The sequence below is a fragment of the Sinorhizobium terangae genome (assembly GCF_009601505.1).
GTDB classification, from domain to species: Bacteria; Pseudomonadota; Alphaproteobacteria; order Rhizobiales; family Rhizobiaceae; genus Sinorhizobium; species Sinorhizobium terangae.
In genome coordinates, this window is sequence record NZ_WITC01000002.1 from 1 (window position 1) to 22,430 (window position 22,430).

Consider the following 22,430-nt stretch of genomic DNA (forward strand, 5'->3'; position numbering starts at 1 on the left):
CCCTTGGCAAAGAAACCCCTCCCGGCCCTTTGGGCCACCCTCCCCACTAGGGGGAGGGAGAACGGCGGCTGGCTTACCGCCCGCCGATCACGCCGATATAGTCGGAAACCCAGCGGTGGTAGGGCACGCATTCGCCCTGGCTCTCGCACTTCGTCACCGGCGTCTTCCAGAACTTGACCTTGTCGAAATCCTCGTAGCCGTTGGTCTTGCAGCCTGCGTCGGTCAAAAGTTCATTGCCCTTACAGGCGGCGCCGACCGAGGGGTTCGCGCCGAACCAGGCGGAAACGTCGCCCTGCACCTTCGGCGAAAGCGTATGCTCCATCCACATGTAGGCGCAGTTCGGGTGCGCGCTGTCGGCGTGCAGCATGGTCGTATCCGCCCAGCCCGTCACCCCTTCTTCCGGGATGACCGAGGCGATCGGCAGCTTCTCGGCTTCCATCAGGTTGACCTGGAACGGCCAGGAGCCGGAAGCGACGACGCCTTCGTTCTTGAAATCGTCGATCTGGATCATCGCGTCGTGCCAGTAGCGGCCGACGAGGGTGCGCTGGGTGCGAAGCAGGTCGAGCGCGGCCTTGTACTGGTCCTCGTTGAGCTCGTAGGGATCCTTGATGCCGAGATCGGGCTTGTGTGCCATCAGGTAGTTGGCAGCATCGGCGACGTGGATCGGGCCGTCATAGGCCTGGACGCGGCCCTTGTTGGACTTGCCGTCAGGCAGCGTCATTTCCTCGAAGACGACGTTCCAGCTCTTGGGCGCTTCGCCCTTGAACGCATCCTTGTTGTACATCAGCACGTTCGGGCCCCAGACATAGGGGGTGCCGTAGTGGACGCCGGCGACCGTGTGCCACGGCGCATTCTGCATGCGCTCGTCGATCGTCTTCCAGCTCGGGATGAGGTCGGTGTTGATCGGCTGAACGCGCTTGCCGGCGACGAGGCGCAGGGAGGCATCACCAGAGGCAGTGACGAGGTCGAAGCCGCCTTCGTTCATGAGCGCGACCATTTCATCCGAGGTGGCTGCGGTCTTGACGCTGACCTTGCAGCCTGTCTGTTTCTCGAAGTCGGTGACCCAGTCGTAGTTCTTGTCGGTTTCGCCGCGCTCGATGTATCCGGCCCAGGCGACGATCGACAGCTCCCCTTCGCCCTTGCCCAACTCCTTCAGCGGCTCCTGCGCGAGCGCAGGGGCGACGAGTGCCAGCGAAAGAGTAAGCGCCGTGCAGGATTTCAAGATCTGCTTCATCGGAAGTCTCCCCAGTTTATGCCGCGTTCTGCAGCTTTGTTCCCGGATCGAAGCGTGCCTTGATTTCTCCGCATTCGCAAATTCATTAATCAGAATGTCGCTATCGCTTTTTCCGATACCGTAGTGCTAAAACGGCTTTCCGTGCGCATTTCCCAGGCCGAGCACAACCTTAGCGGGGGCGGGCGCTGCGAAGGGCTTCGGCGATTCCGACAAAATCGCGTGCCGATTGCGGCAGGCTGGAGCCTTTGCGCCAGACCATGCCGACCTGCACCACCGGCAGGGCACCGGATACGTCGCGGCTTTCGATCCGGTCGCCTTCGAGCGACCAGGGGCGATAGACGAGATCGGGCAACAGCGCGATCCCGGCGCCGGTCGCGACCAGGCTTCTGACCGCCTCCACGGAGCGGGTGCGGAAGGCGACGTGCGGGCGAGCGCCAAGCGCCGTCAGGAGCTTGCCGGTGTTCTCCTCGATTTCGTCCACAGTCAGCATGATCAGCGGCTCCTTGGCGATGTCGTCGACCGAGATGATGTCGGCGCTGACGAGCGGATGGCCGATCGGAAGCCAGACGCGATAAGGCGAGGTTTCGAGGATTTCGGCCTGCAGCGCCATGCGGTCGCGCAGGTTGGAGATCACCATCACGGCGACGTCGAGTTCGCCGCCGATCAACAGATGTTCGAGATAGGAGCCGTTGTCCTCGATCGCGCTCACCTCGACGCCGGGACAGGCACGACGGTAACGGGCGAGCAGGTCGGAGAGAACATAGCCTGCGACAAGCGAGGTAACGCCCAGATTGAGCTTGCCGCCGAGTTCCTCGCGGCTGTCGGAAAAACTGCGTCGCGCATCGGAAACGTCGGCCAGGATCTTTGTTGCGTGGCGCAGGAACTGGTGGCCGTTGTGGGTGATCGACAGACCGCGCGGATGGCGGTCGAAAAGTTCGACGCCGAGGTCGGTCTCGAGTTCCTTGATCGCTTCGGTAATCGACGACTGCGAAATCGAAAGGTTCTGCGCCGCGCGGGTGACGGAGCCCTGCTCGGCGACGGCGATGAAATACTGCAATTGCCGGAGTGTGAATGCCATGAACGGACTTAACACCGGGCAGCGACCCGATGGCAAGCGAGGCAGTGAGGCTGCGCCATGCCGTGCCGCATTTTGTCGTGCGCGAGGAGATGCCGATGGTAAGGTCTCTGCTACAGCGCCGTGCGTCCTCTCAGACGCTGTAGCACTTTGAATTGCGGCATGTTTCCTTCAATCGGGAGAGCAGGATGGATTCGAAGACACCGCGACCAATGCCGACTGAGCCGAGCATTCTTGCCTTTCACGAACGCTGTGAGGCATTCTATCCTGCCGATGCGGTCAACGCCTCGATTGAGCAGCAGCGCCAGTGGTACGATGCGCTTTGCGCCGAATTCGATGCACCGTCTCCGGCAGGACTGATACGGCGGGACGAGCAGGTCGGCGGCCGCATCCCGCTTCGACGTTATCGCCCGGCCGAGGTGGCTACCGAAACGTGCATTTTTTACATCCATGGCGGCGGTTCCGTCGTCGGCTCGCTCGACAGCCATGATGCGATCTGTGCGGAGCTTGCGCATGGCGCGCGGGCGGAACTCGTCTCCGTGGACTACCGGCTTGCGCCGGAACACGTCTGGCCGGCGGCGTTCGATGACTGCTATGAGGTGTTGCAGAGGCTGCTTGCGGGACGCAGTCCAGTGGTTGTCGCAGGCGACAGTGCAGGTGGCAATCTCACGGCGGGCATCGTGCTCAAGGCGAAGGCCGAAGGGCTTTCCGGTATTATCGGCCAAGTGCTGATCTATCCGGCTCTTGGCGGCGATCTTGTCAGCGGCTCCTATATGGAGATGGCCGAGGCGCCTGGTCTCACGACGGCCGACGTAGCTTATTACCGCGACACCCTGAAGGCGCCGGCGGACAATCCTTTCGCCCATCCGCTGAAGGCTGGCGATCTTTCCGGCTCGCCGCCGGCCTATATTACTGCAGCGAATTTCGATCCCTTGCGCGATGATGCGCGGAATTATGCGGCACGGCTCGCGCAGGCCGGCGTCGATGTCACCTACCGTGAAGAGCCGCAGATGATCCATGCGTGGCTCCGGGCCCGGCACATGAGTCCGGGCGCAGAAGAAGGCTTTCTCCACCTCGTCCACGGCGTGGCGCGGTTGGTCGGGACAAGGTGAGGGCCCCGTGAGCGGAGTAACCGATCTCGCCCGCCTTCTGGCGGAGATGAACCCGATCCTGCGGGAAGGCGAATATGTCTACTGCACCGTTCAGGACGATACGGCGTCCGCGCTTGCGCTGGAACCGATCGGCACCTTTCGCGAGGCGGAAGGCCTGACGCTCATTCTCGAACGGTCGCGCGCGGAAGCGGCCGGGCTTTCCTATGGTCCCGTCCTGCGGCTCATCACGCTCAGCGTGCACTCCGCGCTCGAGGCCGTGGGCTGACGGCAGCGGTATCGGCCGCTCTCACCCGCGAGGGCGTTAGCGCCAATGTGGTAGCGGCCTATTATCATGATCACGTCTTTGTTCCGGCCGCCGATGCGGAGCGGGCGGTGGCAGCGTTGCAGGGATTGAGTGGGACATAGGTGGTCCGTGGGTGGACCTGCCCCTTACCCTAGCCCTCTCTCCGCGAGGGGACGCCGTCGCGGGTCCCGCCTTCCATGTCACCATCGGCCAGCCTTCGCTACAGGCGAAGAAGGGGAAGCTTGGCCCCGCGGGTCCCTTCGCCCCGCCTGCGGGGAGAAGGTCGCGGCAGCGGGATGAGGGGCCGCACAGCCCCGACGCGCGCCGGTCGCTCACATGAAATCTCGCCGAATGCGCTTTTCGAATGTCTTTTCGAAAATCTTCTCATCGCCCTCGAAAGCCTCGACCTTGGCCGAAGTGATCCATTCGGTCTCAGTGCAGGCCAAGCGAGCCGTCGAGGCCGTCTTCACCACCTGATCGCCGCGCCGCGCAATGCAGGTCCAGGTGGAAACGCCCGTCATCGAATGCGGATCACCGGGCGCGATCGACCAGGTTTCGTCGCGGATGTCCTGCGTCGCGTTGCCGGTGCCGGGATGCTCGACGAGGCCGGTATCCTCATAGATCCGGTAGTGAGTCACGCCCTTCGTCATGTCGCGTTCGACCGTGCGGCGCGTTTGGGCCGGTGAATGCTCGATGTAGTGGGGCAGCGGATTTGGATCGGCCGGCTGCGGAACGACGACCTCGCGATGGTCGCCGAGAAGCGGCAGAGAGAGCGACAGGCTGGCCGTGTCGATCGTCAGGCCCGGATCGGTCGGCGGCGGCAGGATCATCGGCCAGTAGGACGTCGACAGCGACAGGCGGATGCGGTGGCCGGCGCGGAAGCGATAGCCACAGGCGTCGAGCACCATAGTGACGCGCGTCCTGCGGTTCTTCTCCATAGGCTGCGGCGTCGCATTGCTGTGGCGATGGGCGAGATTGAGCACGCCGAAGGCGACGCGCGTCGCGGTGCCGTCGGGATGAATATCGACGATACGGGCAACGAGGTTCGCGGTCTCGGCGCTGCAGGACACGTCGAGACTGAGTACCGGCTGCCCGAGATAATCCTGCGCTTCGAGTAGCGGCTGCGTTTCGAAGGTGAGCGATCCAGCGTCATCGATGCGTTGGTCGCCCGCCATTTCGGCATCCGGTTTCAGTGTGAAATATTCGCCGGAGGCTGTGCCGGTATCGAGCGGTGAGCGGAGATACACATCGCCGATGCCCTTCGCCGCCGAGGCGCCAGCTGTCAGGCTGCCGTCGCCGGCGATGGCAAACTTGCGCATTTCCGGCGTCGTCCAAACGTCCTTGGCGACCCATCGCCCTGGGTCTTCATTTCGCCTGAGCGCAGGCCTCGGTCCATCCAGAATGTAGGCGCGCATTTGCGGCACATGTTCCGCGTCATTTTTCTCATCCCTGAGCCAGCGGTTCCACCAGCGGATCGCCTCGCTGTGGAAATCTGCGCGCGGCTTCGGCCAGGCGAAATGCGGATATTTGTGCACCCAGGGCCCGATCAGAGCCTTGGCCTTACTGCCGAGGCCCTCGACGGCCTTGATGGGCGTGTTGCGGTAACCGTCGGCCCATCCCGCGATCACCAGTGCAGGGATCGGGAAGCCCTCGAAATCCTCGCAAATCGAGCCATGGCGCCAGAAATCATCGCGGCGCTGGTGCTCGAGCCACTCCTCCAGGAAGAAGGGTTCGTTTTCGAGCCGCTCCAGCCACATTTCCCTCCAGCGTTCGCCGACAAGCTCGGGATCCGGCGAGCGTGATTGATAGGCGAGCATGGTCGCCGCCCAGGAGAGCTGCGCCGAGAGATGGCAGCCGTTCTTGTAATGGATGTCGTCGTTGTAGCGGTCGACGGTCGAGGCGATCGAGATGACCGCTTTGAGCGCCGGCGGCTTCAGGGCCGCCACCTGCAGGCAATTGAAGCCGCCCCAGGAAATGCCCATCATCCCGACCTTGCCGTTTGACCACGGCTGCGACGCGATCCATTCGATGATCTCGCAGCCGTCGGAAAGCTCGCGCGGCGTATATTCCCCGTCGATCACGCCTTCGGATTCGCCCGAGCCGCGGATGTCGACGCGCACGCCGGCAATGCCTGCAGCCGCAAAGACCGGATAGGTGGATTCGTCGCGGGCACACGTTCCATCGCGCTTGCGATAGGGCAGATATTCGAGAACGGCCGGCACGGGATTCTGCTCCGTGCCCTCCGGCATCCAGACGCGCGCGGCAAGCCGCGTCCCGTCCTTGAGCGTGATCCATTCGTTCTCGAGGACGGTAAAGTTGCGATCGGCCATTGTGTACCTCCCGATCCATTTGCGACGATTGACATGCAGGATGCGGGCGGAAAAACCGCCCACACTTTTCCTCGTTCCGCTTTGGGGTGGGATACGCTCACGTGCGTTCGCGCCACCGCCCCATCTGTTTGTTTAGCCGCATTTGTGCGACGTCAGGTGATTCCACCTGCCTGCAAAATACTTTAGCTGTCGAACCAGACGCGGCTTCCGACATAGCCGTTCGAAAGGTCGTTGCCGATGTCGTGCACGAAGCCCTTCAGCGAGGCGGAGGCGGCATTCACGTAGTCGTTGAAGACGGGCAGGATCAGGCCGCCTTCGTCGCGTACCATGATTGCCATCGTATGATAGAGTTCCTTGCGCTTGGCTTCGTCAAGTTCGGAGCGTGCCTGCAAGAGCAGTTTGTCAAAATCCTCGCGCTTGAAGCGCGTGTCGTTCCATTCCGCGCTCGAGAGATAGGAAGTGGAATAGCGAGAGTCCTGCGTCGGCCGCCCGCCCCAGTAAGAGGCGCAGAACGGCTGGACGTTCCAGACATTTGTCCAATACCCATCCTCCGGCTCGCGCCTGACTTCTAGCTCGATGCCCGCCTTGCGGGCGCTTTCCTGGAAGAGCACCGCCGCGTCGACCGCGCCTGGGAATGCGGCATCGGATGTACGCAGCAGGATCGGCCGGTCATGGCCGGATTTCTTGTAGTGGAAGGCCGCTTTATCCGGATCGTAGACGCGCTGCTCGATACCCGTCGGCGCCAGCGCGTAGTTCTCGTTGACCGGATAGTCGTTGCCGAGCTTGCCGTAGCCACCAACGGCGCGATCCAGGATGCCTTGCCGATCGATCGCATATTTCAGCGCGAGCCTCAGATCGTTGTTGTCGAAGGGCGCCGTGTCGCAATGCATCAGGAAGCTGTAGAAGCCCTTGCCTGGCGTCTGAAGGATCTGAACGCGAGGCGCGCGCTTGAGAAGCGAGACGGTCTTCGGGTCGACGTTGTTGATGAAATGCACTTGGCCAGACGAAAGCGCCGCGATGCGCGCCGAGTTGTCGTTCATGACGATGATCTCGACGCTGTCGACAAAGCCGCGATCGGAGCGCCAGTCGGCGGTGTTCTTTTCGAAGGTCGCGCGGATGCCGGCCTCGTAGCTGATGAGCTTGTACGGGCCCGTTCCGATCGGCGAGGCAGGATTTTCGACGCCGCCGCCCGGCTGGATGATCAGGTGGTAATCGGTCAGCAGCAGAGGCAAGTCCGCATTGCCTTCCGAGAGCGTCAGAACGAGATCGCCGGCCTTTTCCTCGATCGTCTTGATCGATCGCATCAGTCCGAGGGCGCCCGACTTGGAGCCCTCGTCAGAGTGCCGCTTCAACGTCGCGACGACGTCAGCGACCGTCAGCTTGCTGCCGTCATGGAAGGCGATGTCGTTACGGATTTTGAAAGTCCAGACCGAAGCATCTGCGGAAGGCTCCCAGGAAGAGGCGATCGAGGGCAGGGGCGCTCCGGTAACCGGATCGGATTCGACGAGCTTGTCGCCCCAGAGATGGCCGATCACGAAGGACACGGAGCCGGTATAGGCGGCCGGATCGAGGGAGTCCGTCGTCGCGCCGCCCTTGAGGCCGAGTTTCAGGTGACCACCGCGTTTCGGCTCCTGTGCCTGCGCTGCGCCCGCTATCATTGTGCCGCCGAGGCCGGCGGCGAGACCCAGCGCCGCAGTCCCTGCAAGGAAGCCGCGGCGGTTGATGCCAGTCGGGACGATAAGGCCGTCGGGACGCTTCGTGAATTCCGTCATTTCAGAGTTCCCCTTGTGTGTTTGTTCGATGGAAGCCTAGCGCCTGCCTCACGCGACACAATTTCGCGACTTGACGCTGATTTACGCTAGTTTACGCTCCTCGATATCAAGAGGTCAGGAGGCCGATGTGGAGCAGGACGATGCATTCGTCACCAATTTGCGTTTCGCCTGCGCGACCCGGCGCTCGATCTCGCAGATTTGCCGCGAAATCGGTATCAATCGTCAGCAGTTTAATCGCTACATCAGCGGCGAGGCGCGGCCGTCGGCACACAATGTCGCGCGGATCGCGGCGTTCTTCGGGCTTTCGACGCAGGATTTTTCGCTGTCGCCGAGGCTGTTCGAAGCGCGGATGACACGGCCCGAGCGCCATCGCCTGGAAGCGGGGCAACTCCTTGAAGGATTTCCGGGCGATGCCGCGGCCCTCCGCCGCCATCTCGGCTACTACCAGACCTATCATCTTTCGCTCTCCTGGCCTGGCTTCATCGTCTGTTCCTGTGCGCATATCTACGAGGAAGGCGGCTCGATCCGGGTGAAATCGATCGAGCGCATTCGCGATGCGGCAAACGAGATCCAGCAGTTTTCGAAATATGTCGGCCTTGTCACCTTCTGGCGAAACCGCATCTTCATTGCCGAGCGTACCGTGGGGCACGCGTCAATGCTGGCGCAGACAATCCTAATGCCGTTCGAGGTGCACCAACGGGTCTATCTGCGCGGCACCACGATGGGGGTCTCGTGGCGGAAGGAGAACCTGCCTTATGCCTCGCGCATGATCTGGCGGCATCTCGGGCAGGGTCCGGACAAGCGTCAGATGCTTTCGCGCTGCGGGCTGCTTCCCTTCGGATCACGGCATTTGCCGTCTGCAGTCAGACGCTTTCTGGAGACGCGGGAGGCCGAAGTGCTGACCATACCGGCGGAGTACTAGAGTCGGCGACGCCGGTCTCTCTCTCCCCGAGTTCAGGGAGAGAAAACGCATCAATTGCCGGCGCTCTCCATGCGCCGCGTCTTCAGTACCTTTTCCAGCCAGCCGATTTCCATCTCCGGCACCGACTTCAAGAGCAGGTCGGTGTAGTCGTCAAAGGGTGGCGAGAGCACCTTCGACTTCGGTCCGAAGCGCACCAGGCGACCGCGGTGCATGACCGCGACACTGTCGGCGATGGCTCGCACGATGGCGATGTCGTGGGTGATAAAGACATAGGAAACAGCGGTTTCCTCCTGAAGCCTGAGAAGCAGATTCAGGATGCCTTCGGCCACCAGCGGATCGAGCGCCGAGGTCGGCTCGTCGCAGAGGATGAGCTCCGGCTTGGCGGCAAGCGCGCGGGCGATCGCGACGCGCTGTTTCTGGCCGCCGGAAAGCTCGGCCGGGTAGCGGTCGAGGAAGCGCGATCCCATCTCGATCTGGTCGAGCAGTTCCCTGACGCGTTCGGTCTTCTTGGCGCCGTGCATGCCGAAATAGAAGGAGAGCGGCCTGCCGATGATGTCGCGCACCGTCTGGCGCGGGTTCATCGCCGTGTCTGCCATCTGATAGATCATCTGGATGCGGCGTAGTTCATCGCGCGTCCGGCCCTTCAAAGCCTTCGGCAGCTCTTTGCCCTCGAAGGTGATCCGGCCCTCGCTCGGCGGCAGGAGCCCGGTGATGACGCGCGCGAGCGTCGACTTGCCGGAACCGGATTCGCCGACGATTGCCAGTGTCTGGCCCTTCGGCAGGTGCATCGACACGTCGTGCAGCACCTTGAAACCACTGCCGTAGGCGGCATGGACATGCTCGATCTTGAGAAGCGTACCGGATTGGTCCGCCGCTTCGTCGCGCTTCGTCTGGCGGACGCTGACGAGGGCGCGAGTATAGTCTTCCTTCGGAGCTTCGATCACCTGCTTGGTGGTGCCGTATTCGACGGTCTTGCCGTGGCGCAGCACCATGATGTCGTCGGAAATCTGCGCGACGACGGCGAGATCGTGGGTGATGTAGAGTGCCGCCGTATGCGTTTCTTCGATGGCGTGCTTGATCGCGGCAAGCACGTCGATCTGGGTGGTGACGTCAAGCGCCGTGGTCGGTTCGTCGAAGACGATCAGTTCGGGGTTGGGGCAGAGCGCCATCGCCGTCATGGCGCGCTGCAATTGGCCGCCCGACACCTGGTGCGGATAGCGATCACCAAAGGTTTCCGGATTGGGAAGGCCGAGCACCCGGAAGAGATAAAGCGCGCGTTGCTTTGCCTCGTCGCGGCTCATGAGGCCATGGCGAAGCGAGGCTTCGATGACCTGGTCGCCGAGCTTGTGGGCGGGGTTGAAGGCGGCTGCTGCGGATTGCGCCACATAGCAGACCTGAGCGCCGCGCACCGTGTTGATGCCGGAACGGCCGAGCTTCAGGATGTCGCGGCCATTGAGCAGCACCTCGCCGCCGATAATGCGGCAGCCGCCGCGGCCGTAGGCGAGTGCCGAGAGGCCGATCGTCGACTTGCCGGCGCCGGACTCGCCGATGAGACCGAGCACCTTGCCCTTCTGCAGGTCGAAAGACACGCCTTCCACCAGGGTCACGACCTTGGGCGGTTCGCCCGGCGGATAGCTCGTCGCCTCGATCTTCAGGTTTTTGACGGAAAGAAGCTCAGGCATCGCCGCGCCCTCCTTTCAGGCTCGAGGTCCGCTTCATCAGCCAGTCGACGACGAGGTTTACGCAGATGGCGAGGGTCGCGATCGCCGCACCCGGCACGAGCGCCGCCGAAATGCCGAAGATGATGCCGTCCTTGTTGTCCTTGACCATGCCGCCCCAGTCCGCGGCCGGCGGCTGGATGCCGAGGCCAAGGAAGGAGAGGGTGGAGAGGAAGAGGATCGAAAAGGCGAAGCGCAGGCCGAATTCGGCCAAGAGCGGCGACAGCGTATTCGGCAGGATCTCGCGGAAAATGATCCATAGCGAGCCTTCGCCGCGCAGCCGTGCCGCCTCGACGAATTCCATCACCGCCACGTCGAGCGCGACCGCACGGCCGATGCGGAAGACGCGGGTGGAATCGAGCACTGCCATCACGAGGATAAGGATCCAGAGATGCTGCGGCAGCACCGCGAGCACGACGAGAGCGAAGATCAGCGTCGGGATCGCCATCATCAGATCGTTGAAGCGCGAGAAGAGCTGGTCGACGAAACCGCCCATGACCGCCGCGGCAAAGCTCAAGATCATGCCGAGCGAGAAGGAGAGTACGGTTGCCGCCAGCGCCACGAAGATGGTGGTGCGGGCGCCATAGATCAGGCGCGAGAGCAGGTCGCGCCCGAGGTTGTCGGTGCCGAGCAGAAAGTCGCCGCCGGCCGGAAGCCAGATATCGCCGACGACGTCCCGCTCGCCATAGGGCGCGATGACCGGTGCGAAAATCGCGCAGAGAATGGCGATCGCGATGCCCGCGATGCCTATCCAGGCGCTCAAGGGGATGGATCTCAGGTTCATCGCGGGTGCCTCAGTCTCGGGTTGGCGAGAATGGCGAGAATGTCTGCCGCCATGTTGAGGAAGATGTAGAAGGCCGCAAAGATCAGGCCGCAGGCCTGGACGACCGGCATGTCGCGCACGGTCACGGCATCCACCATATATTGCCCCATGCCCGGATAGACGAAGACCACTTCGACCACGACGACGCCGACGACCAGATAGGCCAGATTCAGCGCGATGACGTTAATGACCGGGGCCACGGCGTTGGGCGCGGCGTGGCGGGCGATGATGCGGAAGGTGCCGAGCCCCTTGAGCTCGGCGGTCTCGACATAGGCCGACGACATGACGTTCAGGATCGCCGCCCGCGTCATGCGCATCATATGGGCGAGAACAACGAGAACGAGGGTTGCGACCGGAAGCGCGATCGCCGAGAGCCGTTCGGTGAAGCTCATGCTGTCATAGACCGTCGCCGGGAAGGTGGCGACGCCCCATTTGACCGCGAAGAACATGATCAGCAGATAGCCGATGAAGAACTCCGGCAGCGAGATCGCCGCGAGCGATATCACGTTGATGATCTTGTCTGGCATCCGGTTTCGGAACTGCACGGCCAGCATGCCGAGCCCGACTGCGAGCGGCACGGAGATGAGCGCGGCGAAGAAGGCGAGGAACAGCGAATTGCCGAGCCGATTGCCGATCTGCTCGCTGACCGAATTCTTGCTGGCCCACGAGGTGCCGAAATCACCCTTGACGGCGCCGCCAAGCCAATTGAGGTAGCGTTCGCTCCAGGGCCGGTCGAGGCCGAGGTCCTTGCGGATGTTTTCGACCGCCTGCGGTGTCGCCGACTGGCCGAGATAGGTGGTGGCGAAGTCGCCGGGCAGCGCCTCGATGCCGCCGAAGATCATCAGCGAAACGGCGAAAAGCAATCCAACACTCAAGCCGAGGCGCTGAAGGATCAGCGCCGCGAGAGGACGGCGAAAGACGAAACGCCGCCAGAAGCTGCCACCGATCTCGCCATCGGCGCCGGTGGGGTTTGGTTTCGCTGGCACTCCGGAAAGGTCGGCAGACCGCGGCTGTTCACCCGCGGTCCCATCCGTCAGAACCGGACCAGTCATTGGTCCGCTTTCCGTCATCATGCGTCGAGCCAAACGCGGGTTGCGACGTAGCCGTTCGACATGTCGTTGCCGATGTCGTGGACATAACCCTTCACCTGCTTGGTAGAGGCGTTCACGAAATCGTTGAACATCGGCAGGATCAGGCCGCCTTCGTCGCGCACCATCATCGCCATGGTGCGGTACATGTCCTTACGCTTGGCCTCGTCCAGTTCGGAGCGGGCTTCGAGCAGGATCTTGTCGAAGTCCGGACGCTGGAAGCGGGTGTCGTTCCAGTCGGCATTCGAGAGGTACGCGGTCGAATACATCTGGTCCTGCGTCGGGCGGCCGCCCCAGTAGGAGGTCGAGAAGGGCTGGACGTTCCAGACGTTGGTCCAGTACCCGTCGCCCGGCTCGCGCTTGACCTCGATCTCGATGCCGGCCTTCTTGGCGCTCTCCTGATAGAGAACGGCGGCATCGACGGCCCCCGGGAAGGCGACGTCGGACGTGCGCAACAGCACCGGACCCGAATGGCCGGACTTCTTGTAGTGGAAGGCGGCCTTGTCCGGATCATAGGCGCGCTGTTCGATGCCTTCCGGGAAAAGGGCATAGGTATCGTTGATCGGGAAGTCGTTGCCGACCTTGCCGTAGCCGCCGAGGATACGCTGCACCATCGTCTCGCGGTCCATCGCGTATTTCAGCGCCATGCGCAGGTCGTTGTTGTCGAACGGCGCGGTGTTGCAATGCATGATGAAGACGTAGTGGCCGCGACCAGAGGTGTTGAGAATCTCAACGGTGGGTGCCCGCTTCAGAAGGCTGACGGTCTTCGGATCGACACGGTTGATATAGTGTACCTGACCGGAGGAAAGCGCCGCGATACGCGCGGTCGCGTCATTCATCGCGATCAGTTCGATCGAATCCACATAGCCGCGGTCCGTACGCCAGTCGTCGGTGTTCTTTTCGAAAGTGGCGCGAACGCCCGGTTCGAAGCTCGCCACCTTGTACGGGCCGGTGCCGATCATCGCGTCGGGATTGTCGAGGCCGCCGTTCGGCTGGATGATGAGGTGGTAATCGGAAAGCAGCAGCGGCAGGTCGGCATTGCCCTCCGTCAACGTGAGCACCAGCTTGCCGCCGTCCGCCTTGATTTCCTTGATCGACTTCATCACACCCAGTGCACCCGATTCCGATTTGTCGTCGGTGTGACGCTGCAGGGTCTTGATCACGTCGTCGACGGTCAACTCCTTACCGTCATGGAACTTGACGCCCTTGCGAATCGTAAAAGTCCAGGTCGCCGCGTCGGCGGAAGGTTCCCAGGATTCAGCAAGCGCCGGCACCGGCGCACCGGTCGTCGGATGGCTCTCGACGAGCATGTCGCCCCAGTTGCGGCCGACGACAAACATGAATTGCGAGAGAGCTTTTGCCGGATCCCTCGAGTCGGTCGCAGCTGCGCCTTCGAGGCCGAGCTTCAGGTGCCCGCCGCGCTTCGGCTCCTGCGCCGCCGCACTGGTTGCGAAAAGCGTTCCGGCGGTCGAGGCGGCGATACCGAAAGCGGCCGCGCGCCCGAGAAACTCACGCCGGTTCATTTTGCCCAGCATGACCTGTCGTGTCAGATAGTCTTTGTAATCGCTCATTCCCCTGTTCCCTTCTTTCAGTCGGCATTCGCCGTTCGTTGTGATTGGTAGAGACTTTTGCGTATCGTCCGAAATGGCTTCGAAGCCAGCTTGCCCGTGATGTCGTCTCGTTTCTCCTCCCTTTGCGATCTACGGCGGGCGATACAGACTGTTCCGATGCATAAGGCTAGTCGCTCGGAGCAGGCTTGTAACGTCCTAAATTCCAAATCTTTTCCATAAGCTTGGCCTATGGACGAACCCTTTGCCGCATGCACCGTTCCTTGCGGCGCGCCACGTCGATTGCCGGTTCTCGCCGGCTGAAAGTCACGCGGCCATTGCGGCGTATCGTCTCAGCGCCCCTTCCAGACGGGATCGCGCTTCTCGGCGAAGGCGCGTGCTCCTTCGAGCTGGTCTTCGCTCGAATAGAGGATATCGACCGTCTTGAACTGGCGGCGGGTGATTTTGTTCATCGTCGTCTGGAAATCGCGGCCTTCCGCCTCGCGCACCACTTCCTTGATGGCGGCGTAGACGAGCGGTGGCCCGCTTTCGAGCAGGCGGGCGAGTTCCCAGGCACGCTCCATCAGCCGGTTGGCCGGCAGAACTTCGTTGACGAAGCCCCAGCGGTTTGCCTCGGTGACGTCGAGCCAGCGGCCGGTCAACAGCATGTCCATGGCGATGTGGTAGGGAATGCGCTTCGGCAATTTAATCGAAGCGGCATCCGCGACGGTGCCGGAGCGGATTTCGGGCAGCGCGAAGGTCGCGTGCTCGGCAGCAAGGATGAGGTCGGTCGAAAGCGCAATCTCCAGACCGCCGCCGCAACAGATGCCGTTGACGGCCGCGATGATCGGCTTGTTGAGGTCGCGCAGTTCCTGGATCCCGCCGAAACCACCGACGCCATAGTCGCCGTCGACGGCGTCACCATCGGCGGCCGCCTTGAGGTCCCAGCCGGGGCAGAAGAATTTTTCGCCAGCACCGGTGATGATCGCCACGCGCAAGGCGGGGTCGTCGCGGAACTCGCGGAAGATTTCGCCCATGATCCGGCTGGTCTTCAGATCGATGGCATTGGCCTTCGGCCGGTCGATCGTGACTTCAAGAATGCCGCCTTTGCGGCGGGTGAGGATCGGTCCGGTCATAGGCGTCATTTCCTCCGGCGGATCAAGGCGTCAGCGGCGATGGCTCCTTGGCCTTCCGGTAACACCATAACAGGATTGATATCGAGTTCATCGAGTTTGGAAGCGTTTGCAACGACATAAGATGCCGCAGCGGCGACAGTCCTGGTCAGAGCCGCGACATCGCCCCTCGGACCGCCGCGATAGCCGCCGAGCAGCTTCCTGACCTTGAGACTGTCGATCGCCTCCGAAATCGCTTTCTCGGTGGTCGGAAGCGTCAGGATCGCCGAATCATCGAGCAATTCCACGAGGATTCCGCCTGCGCCGGTGGTGAGCACCGGGCCGGCAACGGGATCGCGCATTGCCCCGATGATGAGTTCCGCCACAGGCTTGGCGACCATCTTTTCCACAAGATAGCCCGAAGCGACCGCGGCCATCGCCGTCGCGGCGGCATAGACCTCGTCTCGGCTCGCGAGGTTTAGCTTGACCGCGCCCACTTCGGTCTTGTGGGCGACGCCGAGGCCTTTGAGCACCACCGGGAAGCCGAGGGCTTCGGCGGCATCTGCCGCTTCTTCGGCCGTGGCGGCCGTTTTGCCCCGGGGAGCCTCAACGCCAGCTTCGAGAAGCTCCGCCTTGGCCTCCGCCTCGGTCAACGTGACGGCATCGCCCGCTTCGCCGCGGACCTTGAGGAGGGGCGGCGGAGCAGGTCTCGCCCAGCTGGCGCCGATCTCAGCTGCAGTCTCCGCAGCGGCGAGCGCTTCGTCGATGCCGAAGAAGGGAACGACGCCCGCAGCCATCAGCGACAGGGCGGTTTCTTCCGGCATGTTCTCGCCGAGGCTCGCGACGATGCCCGCGACAGCGCCGGTGGCCTCAGCCGAAGCGATGACCGCCTCGCAGGTCGTCACCCAGTCGGCGGCGTCGCAACGGTCGAGACGCGGGAAGTCGAGCACGATCAGGTTCAGGGCATAACCGCCCCTCATCATCGCGGTGAAGGCGGCCGTCTGCTTGTCACGGTTGCCCCAGACGAAGGTGTGGTAGTCGAGCGGATTGGCGATCGTCACCATCTCGCCGAGACTTTCCTTCAGCGGCTGGCGCTGCTCCTCGAGCAATGGCCGGAAGTTGACCCGGCGACGGACGCCCGCATCTGCCATCAGCGAGGCCTCGCCGCCAGAGCAGCTCATCGAGGAAATGTCGGCGCTCGCAAGCGGGCCGTGAAGATGCAGGAGTTTCAGCGTTTCGAGGAGCTCGGGCAGCGTGTCGACCCGGCCGATGCCGAGGCGGGCAAGCAGTGCCGAAGAGACGCGGTCGTTGCCGGCGAGCGAGGCGGTGTGGGAGACGGTCGCAAGTTGCGCGGCCTCCGACTTGCCGACCTTCAGCGTCACGACGGGTTTGCGCAGGTCCCGCGCGCGGATCGCCAGTCGTTCCAGCGCCTCGATGCTGTCGAAGCCCTCGATGTGGAGGCCGACGGCGGTGACGCGCGGGTCCTCGAGCACAGCGCAGGCGATGTCGGAGAGCCCGGTCTGCGCCTGGTTGCCGGCGGTCATGACATAGGCGAGCGGCAGCCCGCGCGTCTGCATGGAGATGTTGCAGGCGATATTCGAGGACTGCGTGAGGATCGCCACGCCGCGCTCGACGCGCAGCATGCCGTGCTGGTCCGGCCAGAGCAGGGCGCCGTCGAGCATGTTGATGAAGCCATAGCAATTAGGCCCGACGATCGGCATGTCGCCGGCGGCGGCAACGAGCGCCTCCTGCATATCGTTGCCGTCGGCAAGCTCGCCGGCTGCCTCTCGGAAGCCCGAAGCATAGCAGACGGCGCCGCCGGCGCCGCGTGCTGCCAGATCGCGGATGATCTCGATCGTCAGCGCCCGGTTGACGCCGACGAAGGAGGCGTCCGGCGCATCCGGCAGGTCCGCCACCGAGCGATAGCAGCGGCGGCCGAGAATCTCGTCTTCGCGCGGGTGGACCGGCCAGATCTCGCCGGCAAAGCCCATCTTGTCGCATTGTTCGATGACGCGACGCGCCTCCTTGCCGCCGAAGACGGCGATGGAGTGCGGGCGGATCAGCCGGTCGAGGGAGCGGGGAGGGGTGGTCATTCCGGCGCTCCGCTGCCGAAAAATGCCGCTCGTTGTTCTCTGGGTGCGGGAAAGACCCCTCGCCAACCCCTCCCCACAAGGGGGAGGGGCTTAGCCGCGGCGCCGCTTTGCCCAATTCGCCGGCGCGGCGAGAGGCCCCTGTTCGGGAAGGCCGCGGAGGGTGCGGCGGGGTAGCCCCTCCCCCTTGTGGGGAGGGGTTGGGGAGGGGTCTTAACCCGCAGCAAATGAAGAAAATCCGCCATCGCTCAAGCCCCCAGCGGCCGCAAGAGGTCGCGGCTGATGATGTAGCGCTGGATCTCCGAGGTGCCGTCCCAGATGCGCTCGACGCGGGCGTCGCGCCAGAAGCGGGCGAGCGGCAGGTCGTCCATCAGCCCCATGCCGCCATAGATCTGGATCGCCTCGTCGGTGACGCGCGCGAGCATTTCGGTGGCATAGACCTTTGCCGAGGCGATCTCCCGGTTTGACGGCAGGCCCTGATCGAGCCGCCAGGCGGCAGACAGCGTCAGCAGGTCGGCCGCGTCGATCTCGGTGATCATGTCGGCGAGCTTGAAGGAGACGCCCTGGTTGGCCCCGATCGGCTTGCCGAACTGCTTGCGCTCGGCGGCGTAGGAAAGCGCATAGTCGAAGGCGCGCCGCGCCCGCCCGACCGAGGTGGCGGCGACCGTCAGGCGCGTGGCGTAGAGCCATTCATTGGCGATATCGAAGCCCTTGTGCACCTCGCCGAGGATCTGCGAGGAGGGCAGGCGGCAGTCATCGAAGGTGAGGATGCAGTTCTTGTAGCCGCGATGCGAGACGGAGTTGTAGCCGTCGCGGATCTGGAAACCCGGCGTGCCGCGATCGACGAGGAAGCAAGTGATTTTCTTCTTCGGGCCGCGCGGCGTCTGTTCCTCGCCGGTGGCGATGAAGACGATGACGAAGTCGGCGATGTCGGCGTGACTGATAAAGTGCTTCGTGCCGTTGACGATCCAGTCGTCGCCATCCTGTCTCGCGAAGCATTTCATGCCGCGCACGTCGGAGCCGGCGTCCGGCTCGGTCATGGCGAGCGCGTCGAATTTTTCGCCCTTGACGGCCGGCAGCAGGTAACGCTCGCGCTGTTCGTCATTGCAGGCCATCAGGATGCCGGAGGGGCGGCCGAAGAAAACAGTCAGTCCCATCGAGCCACGACCAAGCTCGCGCTCGACGAGCGTGAACGTCAGGTGATCAAGGCCGGCACCGCCGACCTCTTCGGGGAAATTGCAGGCGAAGAAGCCGAGCTCCTTGCACTTGCGGGCAATTTCCTGGCCGAGTTCGCGCGGCACGGTGCCAGTGCGCTCGACCTCGTTTTCGTGCGGATAGATCTCGGTCTCGACAAAGTTGCGGACCGTGTCGACGATCATCTGCTGTTCTTCGGACAGTGCGAAATTCATTGCTCTCCCTCGTATTCTTTTGTCCGCCTGCCTGGGCCGATCTCCTCATCGGCCTGCGGCGTGCTTGGCTATTTGCCCCTCACCCTGACCCTCTCCCCGCAAGCGGGGAGAGGGGACTGGGAGCATGCCGCGAGTCCCTTCTCCCCGCAGGCGGGGAGAAGGTGCCGGCAGGCGGATGAGGGGCAAATCATCCGCCTCATCACCTTCACCGCTTCTGTCCAACGTGCCGCCCGGCGCCTTCTGGCACCTCAAGCTTCGCATGCCCTTCCGCAATCGGCTTCAACTTCGTCAGCACTTCCGTCGGCGCCGGTACGGATTTGCTGGCCTTCGCGTCGACGTGCAGCATCATCTGCTCGGCGGTCGCGATCACCTCGCCCGATGCGGCGTCGTGGATCCTGGTGAAGAATTGAACCCGCTTCTCGTCGGAGGCGAGGAGCTGCAGCGTCGTATAGAGCTCCTGACCGAGCTTGGCCTCGCCCAGATGGCGGATATGCGTTTCGACGGTGTAGTAGCTATGGCCGGCCTCGACATAGGCGAAATCGACACCGAGCAGCCGCAACAGCGCATCAGACGTGTCGCCGAAAAGCTGCAGGTAGCGGTGCTCGGTCATGTGGCCATTGTAGTCGACCCAGGCGGCATTGACCTTGGTATCGATGAGGCGCAGCGGACCGGAGGCGTCATGGGTTTTCGCCTGGTTGCCGCCCTTGGCCCAAAGACGCTTTTCGAAATCGGCGAGCAGTTTGCCGGCGCCCCAGCCTTCGCCGCCGTTGCTGGCTTTCAACGCATGCATGATGCCGACGAGGTTTTCGTCGCGGATGCGTTCAAGTTCGCGGATCGAGCGGCCGGCGGCTTGTGCGTCCGACTGCGACCCGATCTTTTCGACGAGCGCATCGTCGAGGTCGACGACATCGGTGAATTTGGTCCAGGGCCATTTGAGGCAGGGGCCGAACTGGGCGAGGAAATGGCGCATGCCTGCTTCACCGCCGGCGATGCGATAGGTCTCGAACAGGCCCATCTGCGCCCAGCGCATGCCGAAGGAATAGCGCATGACATTGTCGAGCGTTTCGGTGTCGCAGATATCGTCCTGGATCAGCCAGAGAGCCTCGCGCCAGAGAGCCTCGAGGAGACGGTCGCCGACGAAGGCCTCGATCTCCTTGGCTATGACGACGCCCTTCATGCCGATTTCGGCAACGCCTTCCTCGGCCCGCTTGATCGTCGCCGCCGAGGTCTTCTTGCCGCCGACGAGTTCGACCAGTGGCAAGAGATAGACAGGGTTATAGGGATGCGCCACGAACATGCGTTCGGGGTATTTCATGTCGGCCTGCAGGTCCGAGGGCAGGAGGCCGGAGGTCGACGAACCGATGAGCGCGTCGGGGCGGGCGAAGGCGTCGATCTCGGTGATCACGCCGCGCTTCAACTCCAGCCGCTCGGGAACGCTTTCCTGAATCCAGTCAACGCCTTCGACCGCCTGCTCAATGCTTTTGCAGAAGGTAAGCTTGCCGCGCGGCGGCAGCGGCGCCATGGTCAGCATGCCATAGGCCTTCTCGGCATTGGCCATGACCTCGCCGATGATGCGCTCGGCTTCCGGATGCGGGTCGAAGATGTTGACGTCGATGCCGGCAAGCGCGAAACGCGCCGCCCAGGCCCCGCCGATGACGCCGCCGCCGACGCAGGCGGCCTTGGTGATGATGCTCATTCCCTCTCCATCCAACTGTTGCCGCGGAACCCCTCTCGGCCCTGCGGGCCACCCTCCCAATGAGGGAGGGATGAGCGGCTCCGGATCCTGTACATCCCACTCTGGCAGCTATTCTGCCGCTTCGCCGGCGCCTTGATGCAAACACTTCCACGGACACAGACGTTTCGGTGGGAGTTCGGCGGCGCCGCACGTTAAGCCCTTCCCCTTGTGGGGAGGGTTGGGAGGGGTCTTCTTATCTCTTCGTCAGCTTAAGCTTTTCGCGGACCTCCTTAGGCCCGATAATCTTCGCACCCATACCCTCGATGACGGAGACCGCCTTTTCGACGAGCTGGCCATTGGTCGCGAGCTGGCCCTTGCCGACATAGAGGTTGTCTTCAAGGCCGACGCGGACGTTGCCGCCGGCAAGGATCGCCGCGGCCGGATAGGCGAGCGCATTGCGGCCGATCGAGAAGGCAGAAAAAGTCCAGTTCGAGGGCACGTTGTTGACCATCGCCATGAAGGTGTTGAGGTCGTCCGGCGCGCCCCATGGAATGCCCATGCAGAGCTGGATCAGCACAGGGTCCTCGATCAGGCCTTCCTCGGCGAGCTGCTTGGCGAACCAGAGATGGCCGGTATCGAAGGCCTCGATCTCGGGGCGCACGCCAAGTGCTGTCATCTGGCGCGCCATCTCGCGCAGCATCGACGGCGTGTTGGTCATGACGTAGTCGCCGAGCGAGAAGTTCATCGTGCCGCAGTCGAGCGTGCAGATCTCGGGCAGGCATTCGGCGACATGGGCAACACGCTCGGTGGCGCCGGCCATGTCGGTGCCCTTCTCGTTGACGGGGAAGGGGCTTTCGACATTGCCGAAAACGAGGTCCCCTCCCATGCCGGCGGTCAGGTTGAGTACGATGTCGATGTCGGCGGAGCGGATGCGGTCGGTCACCTCCTTGTAGAGGTCGAGGCGACGGGCGGGTGCGCCGGTCTCCGGATCGCGGACGTGGCAATGGACGATCGCCGCACCAGCCTTGGCGGCCTCGACTGCGGCTTCCGCAATCTGCTTTGGTGTAATCGGGACGTGGCTGGATTTGGAAACGGTGTCTCCCGAACCGGTGACGGCGCAGGTGATGAATACCTCGCGGTTCATGCTGAGCGGCATTGCTGTCTCCCTTTTTGTTGGGAGCTATTACGAGGCAGAAAGGCCGCCATTGCTTTTCATTATCGGTTCTACGCTATACATTATCGGCAGTATGAGGAGGAAGTTTTGCCATGGACGAGATCGTTACGCAGGCGCAGCATATCGATTTGCTGGTGCTGCCGGAGACGAACCTGATCCTCGTCGCTTCCGTCATCGAGCCGCTACGTGCCGCCAACCGGATTGCCGGGCGGGCGCTCTATACCTGGACGATCTTCAGCCCGAACGGCGAGGCGATCGAGACCAAGAGCGGCATTCCGATTCCAGTCTCCGGTCCCTTCCGGCCGCAGCGGGAGACGGCGCCGCTTTTCGTGCTTTCGAGCTACAACTGGGAGCGCAGTGCCACCTCGCAACTCAAGATGCTGCTGTCGCAGACGGCGCGGCATCGGGAAGTCATGGCGGGAATCGAATCCGGCTCGTGGCTGCTTGCCGAGACCAGCCTACTCGACAACTTTTCCGTCACCACCCACTGGGAGGATTTTGAGGATTTCGCCGCCGCCTATCCGCATGTGACTATGGTGCGCGAGCGTTTCGTCATCGACGGCAAGCGGATTACCACCGGAGGCTCGCTGCCGACGCTCGACCTGATGCTGGAATTGATCCGCCGGGCGCATGGCTATTCGCTGGCGCTAGAGGTCTCGCGCCTCTTCATCTACGAGCAGGAACGCACGCGCGGCGATCTGCTGCAGGTTCCGGCGATCGGCAACATGCGGATTCTCGATGCCCGGGTCGGCGCGGCGGTGAAGCTGATGGAGGAGACCGTCGAGGCGCCGCTGACGCTCGCGCGGCTCGCACGCCGAGTCGGTGTCAGCGCCCGGCATCTACAGGACCTCTTCAAGGATACGATGGGCGTTGCTCCGCATGAGCACTATCTCGCTCTCCGTCTCAATGCCGCGCGCCGCAAGGTGATCGAGACGCGAATGGAGTTCGCCGATATCGCCGCGATCACCGGCTTCAACTCATCATCCTCGTTCTCGCGCAGCTACCGCGCGCACTACCGCGAAAGCCCCAGCGAAACGCGCCGGCGACTGAAGCTCAAGAGTTGATT

16 protein-coding genes and 1 pseudogene are annotated in these 22,430 nt (G+C 63.1%); 4 read left to right on the forward strand and 13 right to left on the reverse strand.

Translation table 11 applies throughout. The features are described 5' to 3' along the window. Positions 1-73: 73 nt before the first annotated feature. Both GHK62_RS00050 and GHK62_RS00055 read right to left on the reverse strand, forming a co-directional pair. Positions 74-1,234: an ABC transporter substrate-binding protein gene (locus GHK62_RS00050; RefSeq protein ID WP_153436334.1), complete on the reverse strand. Its 1,161-nt coding sequence runs from the start codon at positions 1,232-1,234 to the stop codon at positions 74-76. Positions 1,235-1,403: 169 nt separating this feature from the next. Next, positions 1,404-2,312: a LysR family transcriptional regulator gene (locus GHK62_RS00055; RefSeq protein WP_136506594.1), complete on the reverse strand. Its 909-nt coding sequence runs from the start codon at positions 2,310-2,312 to the stop codon at positions 1,404-1,406. A gap of 185 nt (positions 2,313-2,497) precedes the next feature. Here GHK62_RS00055 and GHK62_RS00060 point away from each other — a divergent pair, with 185 nt between their 5' ends. Together GHK62_RS00060 and GHK62_RS00065 are read left to right on the forward strand one after the other, a co-directional pair. Beyond that, positions 2,498-3,421 carry an alpha/beta hydrolase gene (locus GHK62_RS00060; protein ID WP_153436335.1) on the forward strand — a complete coding sequence of 308 codons (924 nt, stop codon included), beginning with the start codon at positions 2,498-2,500 and terminating at the stop codon, positions 3,419-3,421. A 7-nt stretch (positions 3,422-3,428) separates the two neighbouring features. Beyond that, positions 3,429-3,826, forward strand: a pseudogene (locus GHK62_RS00065) (ACT domain-containing protein). Between the two features lie 210 nt (positions 3,827-4,036). On the opposite strand, the gene GHK62_RS00070 reads toward GHK62_RS00065, so the two are convergent. Together GHK62_RS00070 and GHK62_RS00075 are read right to left on the reverse strand one after the other, a co-directional pair. After that, positions 4,037-6,034, reverse strand: coding sequence for a CocE/NonD family hydrolase (locus tag GHK62_RS00070; RefSeq protein ID WP_153436336.1), 1,998 nt, complete (start codon positions 6,032-6,034; stop codon positions 4,037-4,039). A 182-nt stretch (positions 6,035-6,216) separates the two neighbouring features. After that, the gene (locus GHK62_RS00075; RefSeq protein ID WP_153436337.1) at positions 6,217-7,806 is read right to left on the reverse strand and encodes an ABC transporter substrate-binding protein; all 1,590 of its coding nucleotides are present in this window, start codon (positions 7,804-7,806) and stop codon (positions 6,217-6,219) included. Positions 7,807-7,933: 127 nt separating this feature from the next. Here GHK62_RS00075 and GHK62_RS00080 point away from each other — a divergent pair, with 127 nt between their 5' ends. After that, entirely contained in the window at positions 7,934-8,728 is a 795-nt protein-coding gene (locus GHK62_RS00080) for a helix-turn-helix domain-containing protein (RefSeq protein ID WP_184108538.1), read from the forward strand. A gap of 50 nt (positions 8,729-8,778) precedes the next feature. Here the strand turns inward: GHK62_RS00080 and GHK62_RS00085 are convergent, their stop codons facing one another. The 9 genes from GHK62_RS00085 to bcoG all read right to left on the reverse strand — a co-directional run bounded on the left by GHK62_RS00085 (position 8,779) and on the right by bcoG (position 21,346). Beyond that, positions 8,779-10,410 (reverse strand): ABC transporter ATP-binding protein, encoded by a 1,632-nt coding sequence (locus GHK62_RS00085; RefSeq protein ID WP_153436338.1) that lies wholly within the window; start codon positions 10,408-10,410, stop codon positions 8,779-8,781. Next, positions 10,403-11,230, reverse strand: a complete 828-nt coding sequence (locus tag GHK62_RS00090) for an ABC transporter permease (protein ID WP_153436339.1) — start codon at positions 11,228-11,230, stop codon at positions 10,403-10,405. Before GHK62_RS00090 ends, GHK62_RS00085 begins: the two co-directional genes overlap by 8 nt. Continuing rightward, entirely contained in the window at positions 11,227-12,339 is a 1,113-nt protein-coding gene (locus tag GHK62_RS00095) for an ABC transporter permease (RefSeq protein ID WP_153436376.1), read from the reverse strand. Before GHK62_RS00095 ends, GHK62_RS00090 begins: the two co-directional genes overlap by 4 nt. After that, entirely contained in the window at positions 12,339-13,928 is a 1,590-nt protein-coding gene (locus GHK62_RS00100) for an ABC transporter substrate-binding protein (protein ID WP_153436340.1), read from the reverse strand. Before GHK62_RS00100 ends, GHK62_RS00095 begins: the two co-directional genes overlap by 1 nt. Positions 13,929-14,257: 329 nt before the next feature. Then, positions 14,258-15,040 (reverse strand): carnitinyl-CoA dehydratase, encoded by a 783-nt coding sequence (locus GHK62_RS00105; protein WP_153436341.1) that lies wholly within the window; start codon positions 15,038-15,040, stop codon positions 14,258-14,260. Between the two features lie 5 nt (positions 15,041-15,045). Continuing rightward, complete coding sequence (locus GHK62_RS00110; RefSeq protein WP_153436342.1) at positions 15,046-17,109, reverse strand: acetate--CoA ligase family protein; 2,064 nt, start codon at positions 17,107-17,109, stop codon at positions 15,046-15,048. 245 nt (positions 17,110-17,354) lie between these two features. Beyond that, on the reverse strand, positions 17,355-18,515 hold the full coding sequence (locus GHK62_RS00115; protein WP_153436343.1) for an acyl-CoA dehydrogenase family protein: 1,161 nt from the start codon (positions 18,513-18,515) through the stop codon (positions 17,355-17,357). 205 nt (positions 18,516-18,720) lie between these two features. Next, a complete protein-coding gene (locus tag GHK62_RS00120) occupies positions 18,721-20,211 on the reverse strand; it encodes a carnitine 3-dehydrogenase (protein ID WP_153436344.1) in 1,491 nt (496 codons plus the stop codon). 232 nt (positions 20,212-20,443) lie between these two features. Further along, entirely contained in the window at positions 20,444-21,346 is a 903-nt protein-coding gene (bcoG, locus tag GHK62_RS00125) for a 3-dehydrocarnitine:acetyl-CoA trimethylamine transferase BcoG (protein ID WP_153436345.1), read from the reverse strand. Positions 21,347-21,456: 110 nt separating this feature from the next. Between bcoG and GHK62_RS00130 the strand changes: the two genes are divergently transcribed. Beyond that, the gene (locus GHK62_RS00130) at positions 21,457-22,428 is read left to right on the forward strand and encodes a GlxA family transcriptional regulator (RefSeq protein WP_153436346.1); all 972 of its coding nucleotides are present in this window, start codon (positions 21,457-21,459) and stop codon (positions 22,426-22,428) included. The last annotated feature ends 2 nt before the right edge of the window (positions 22,429-22,430 follow it).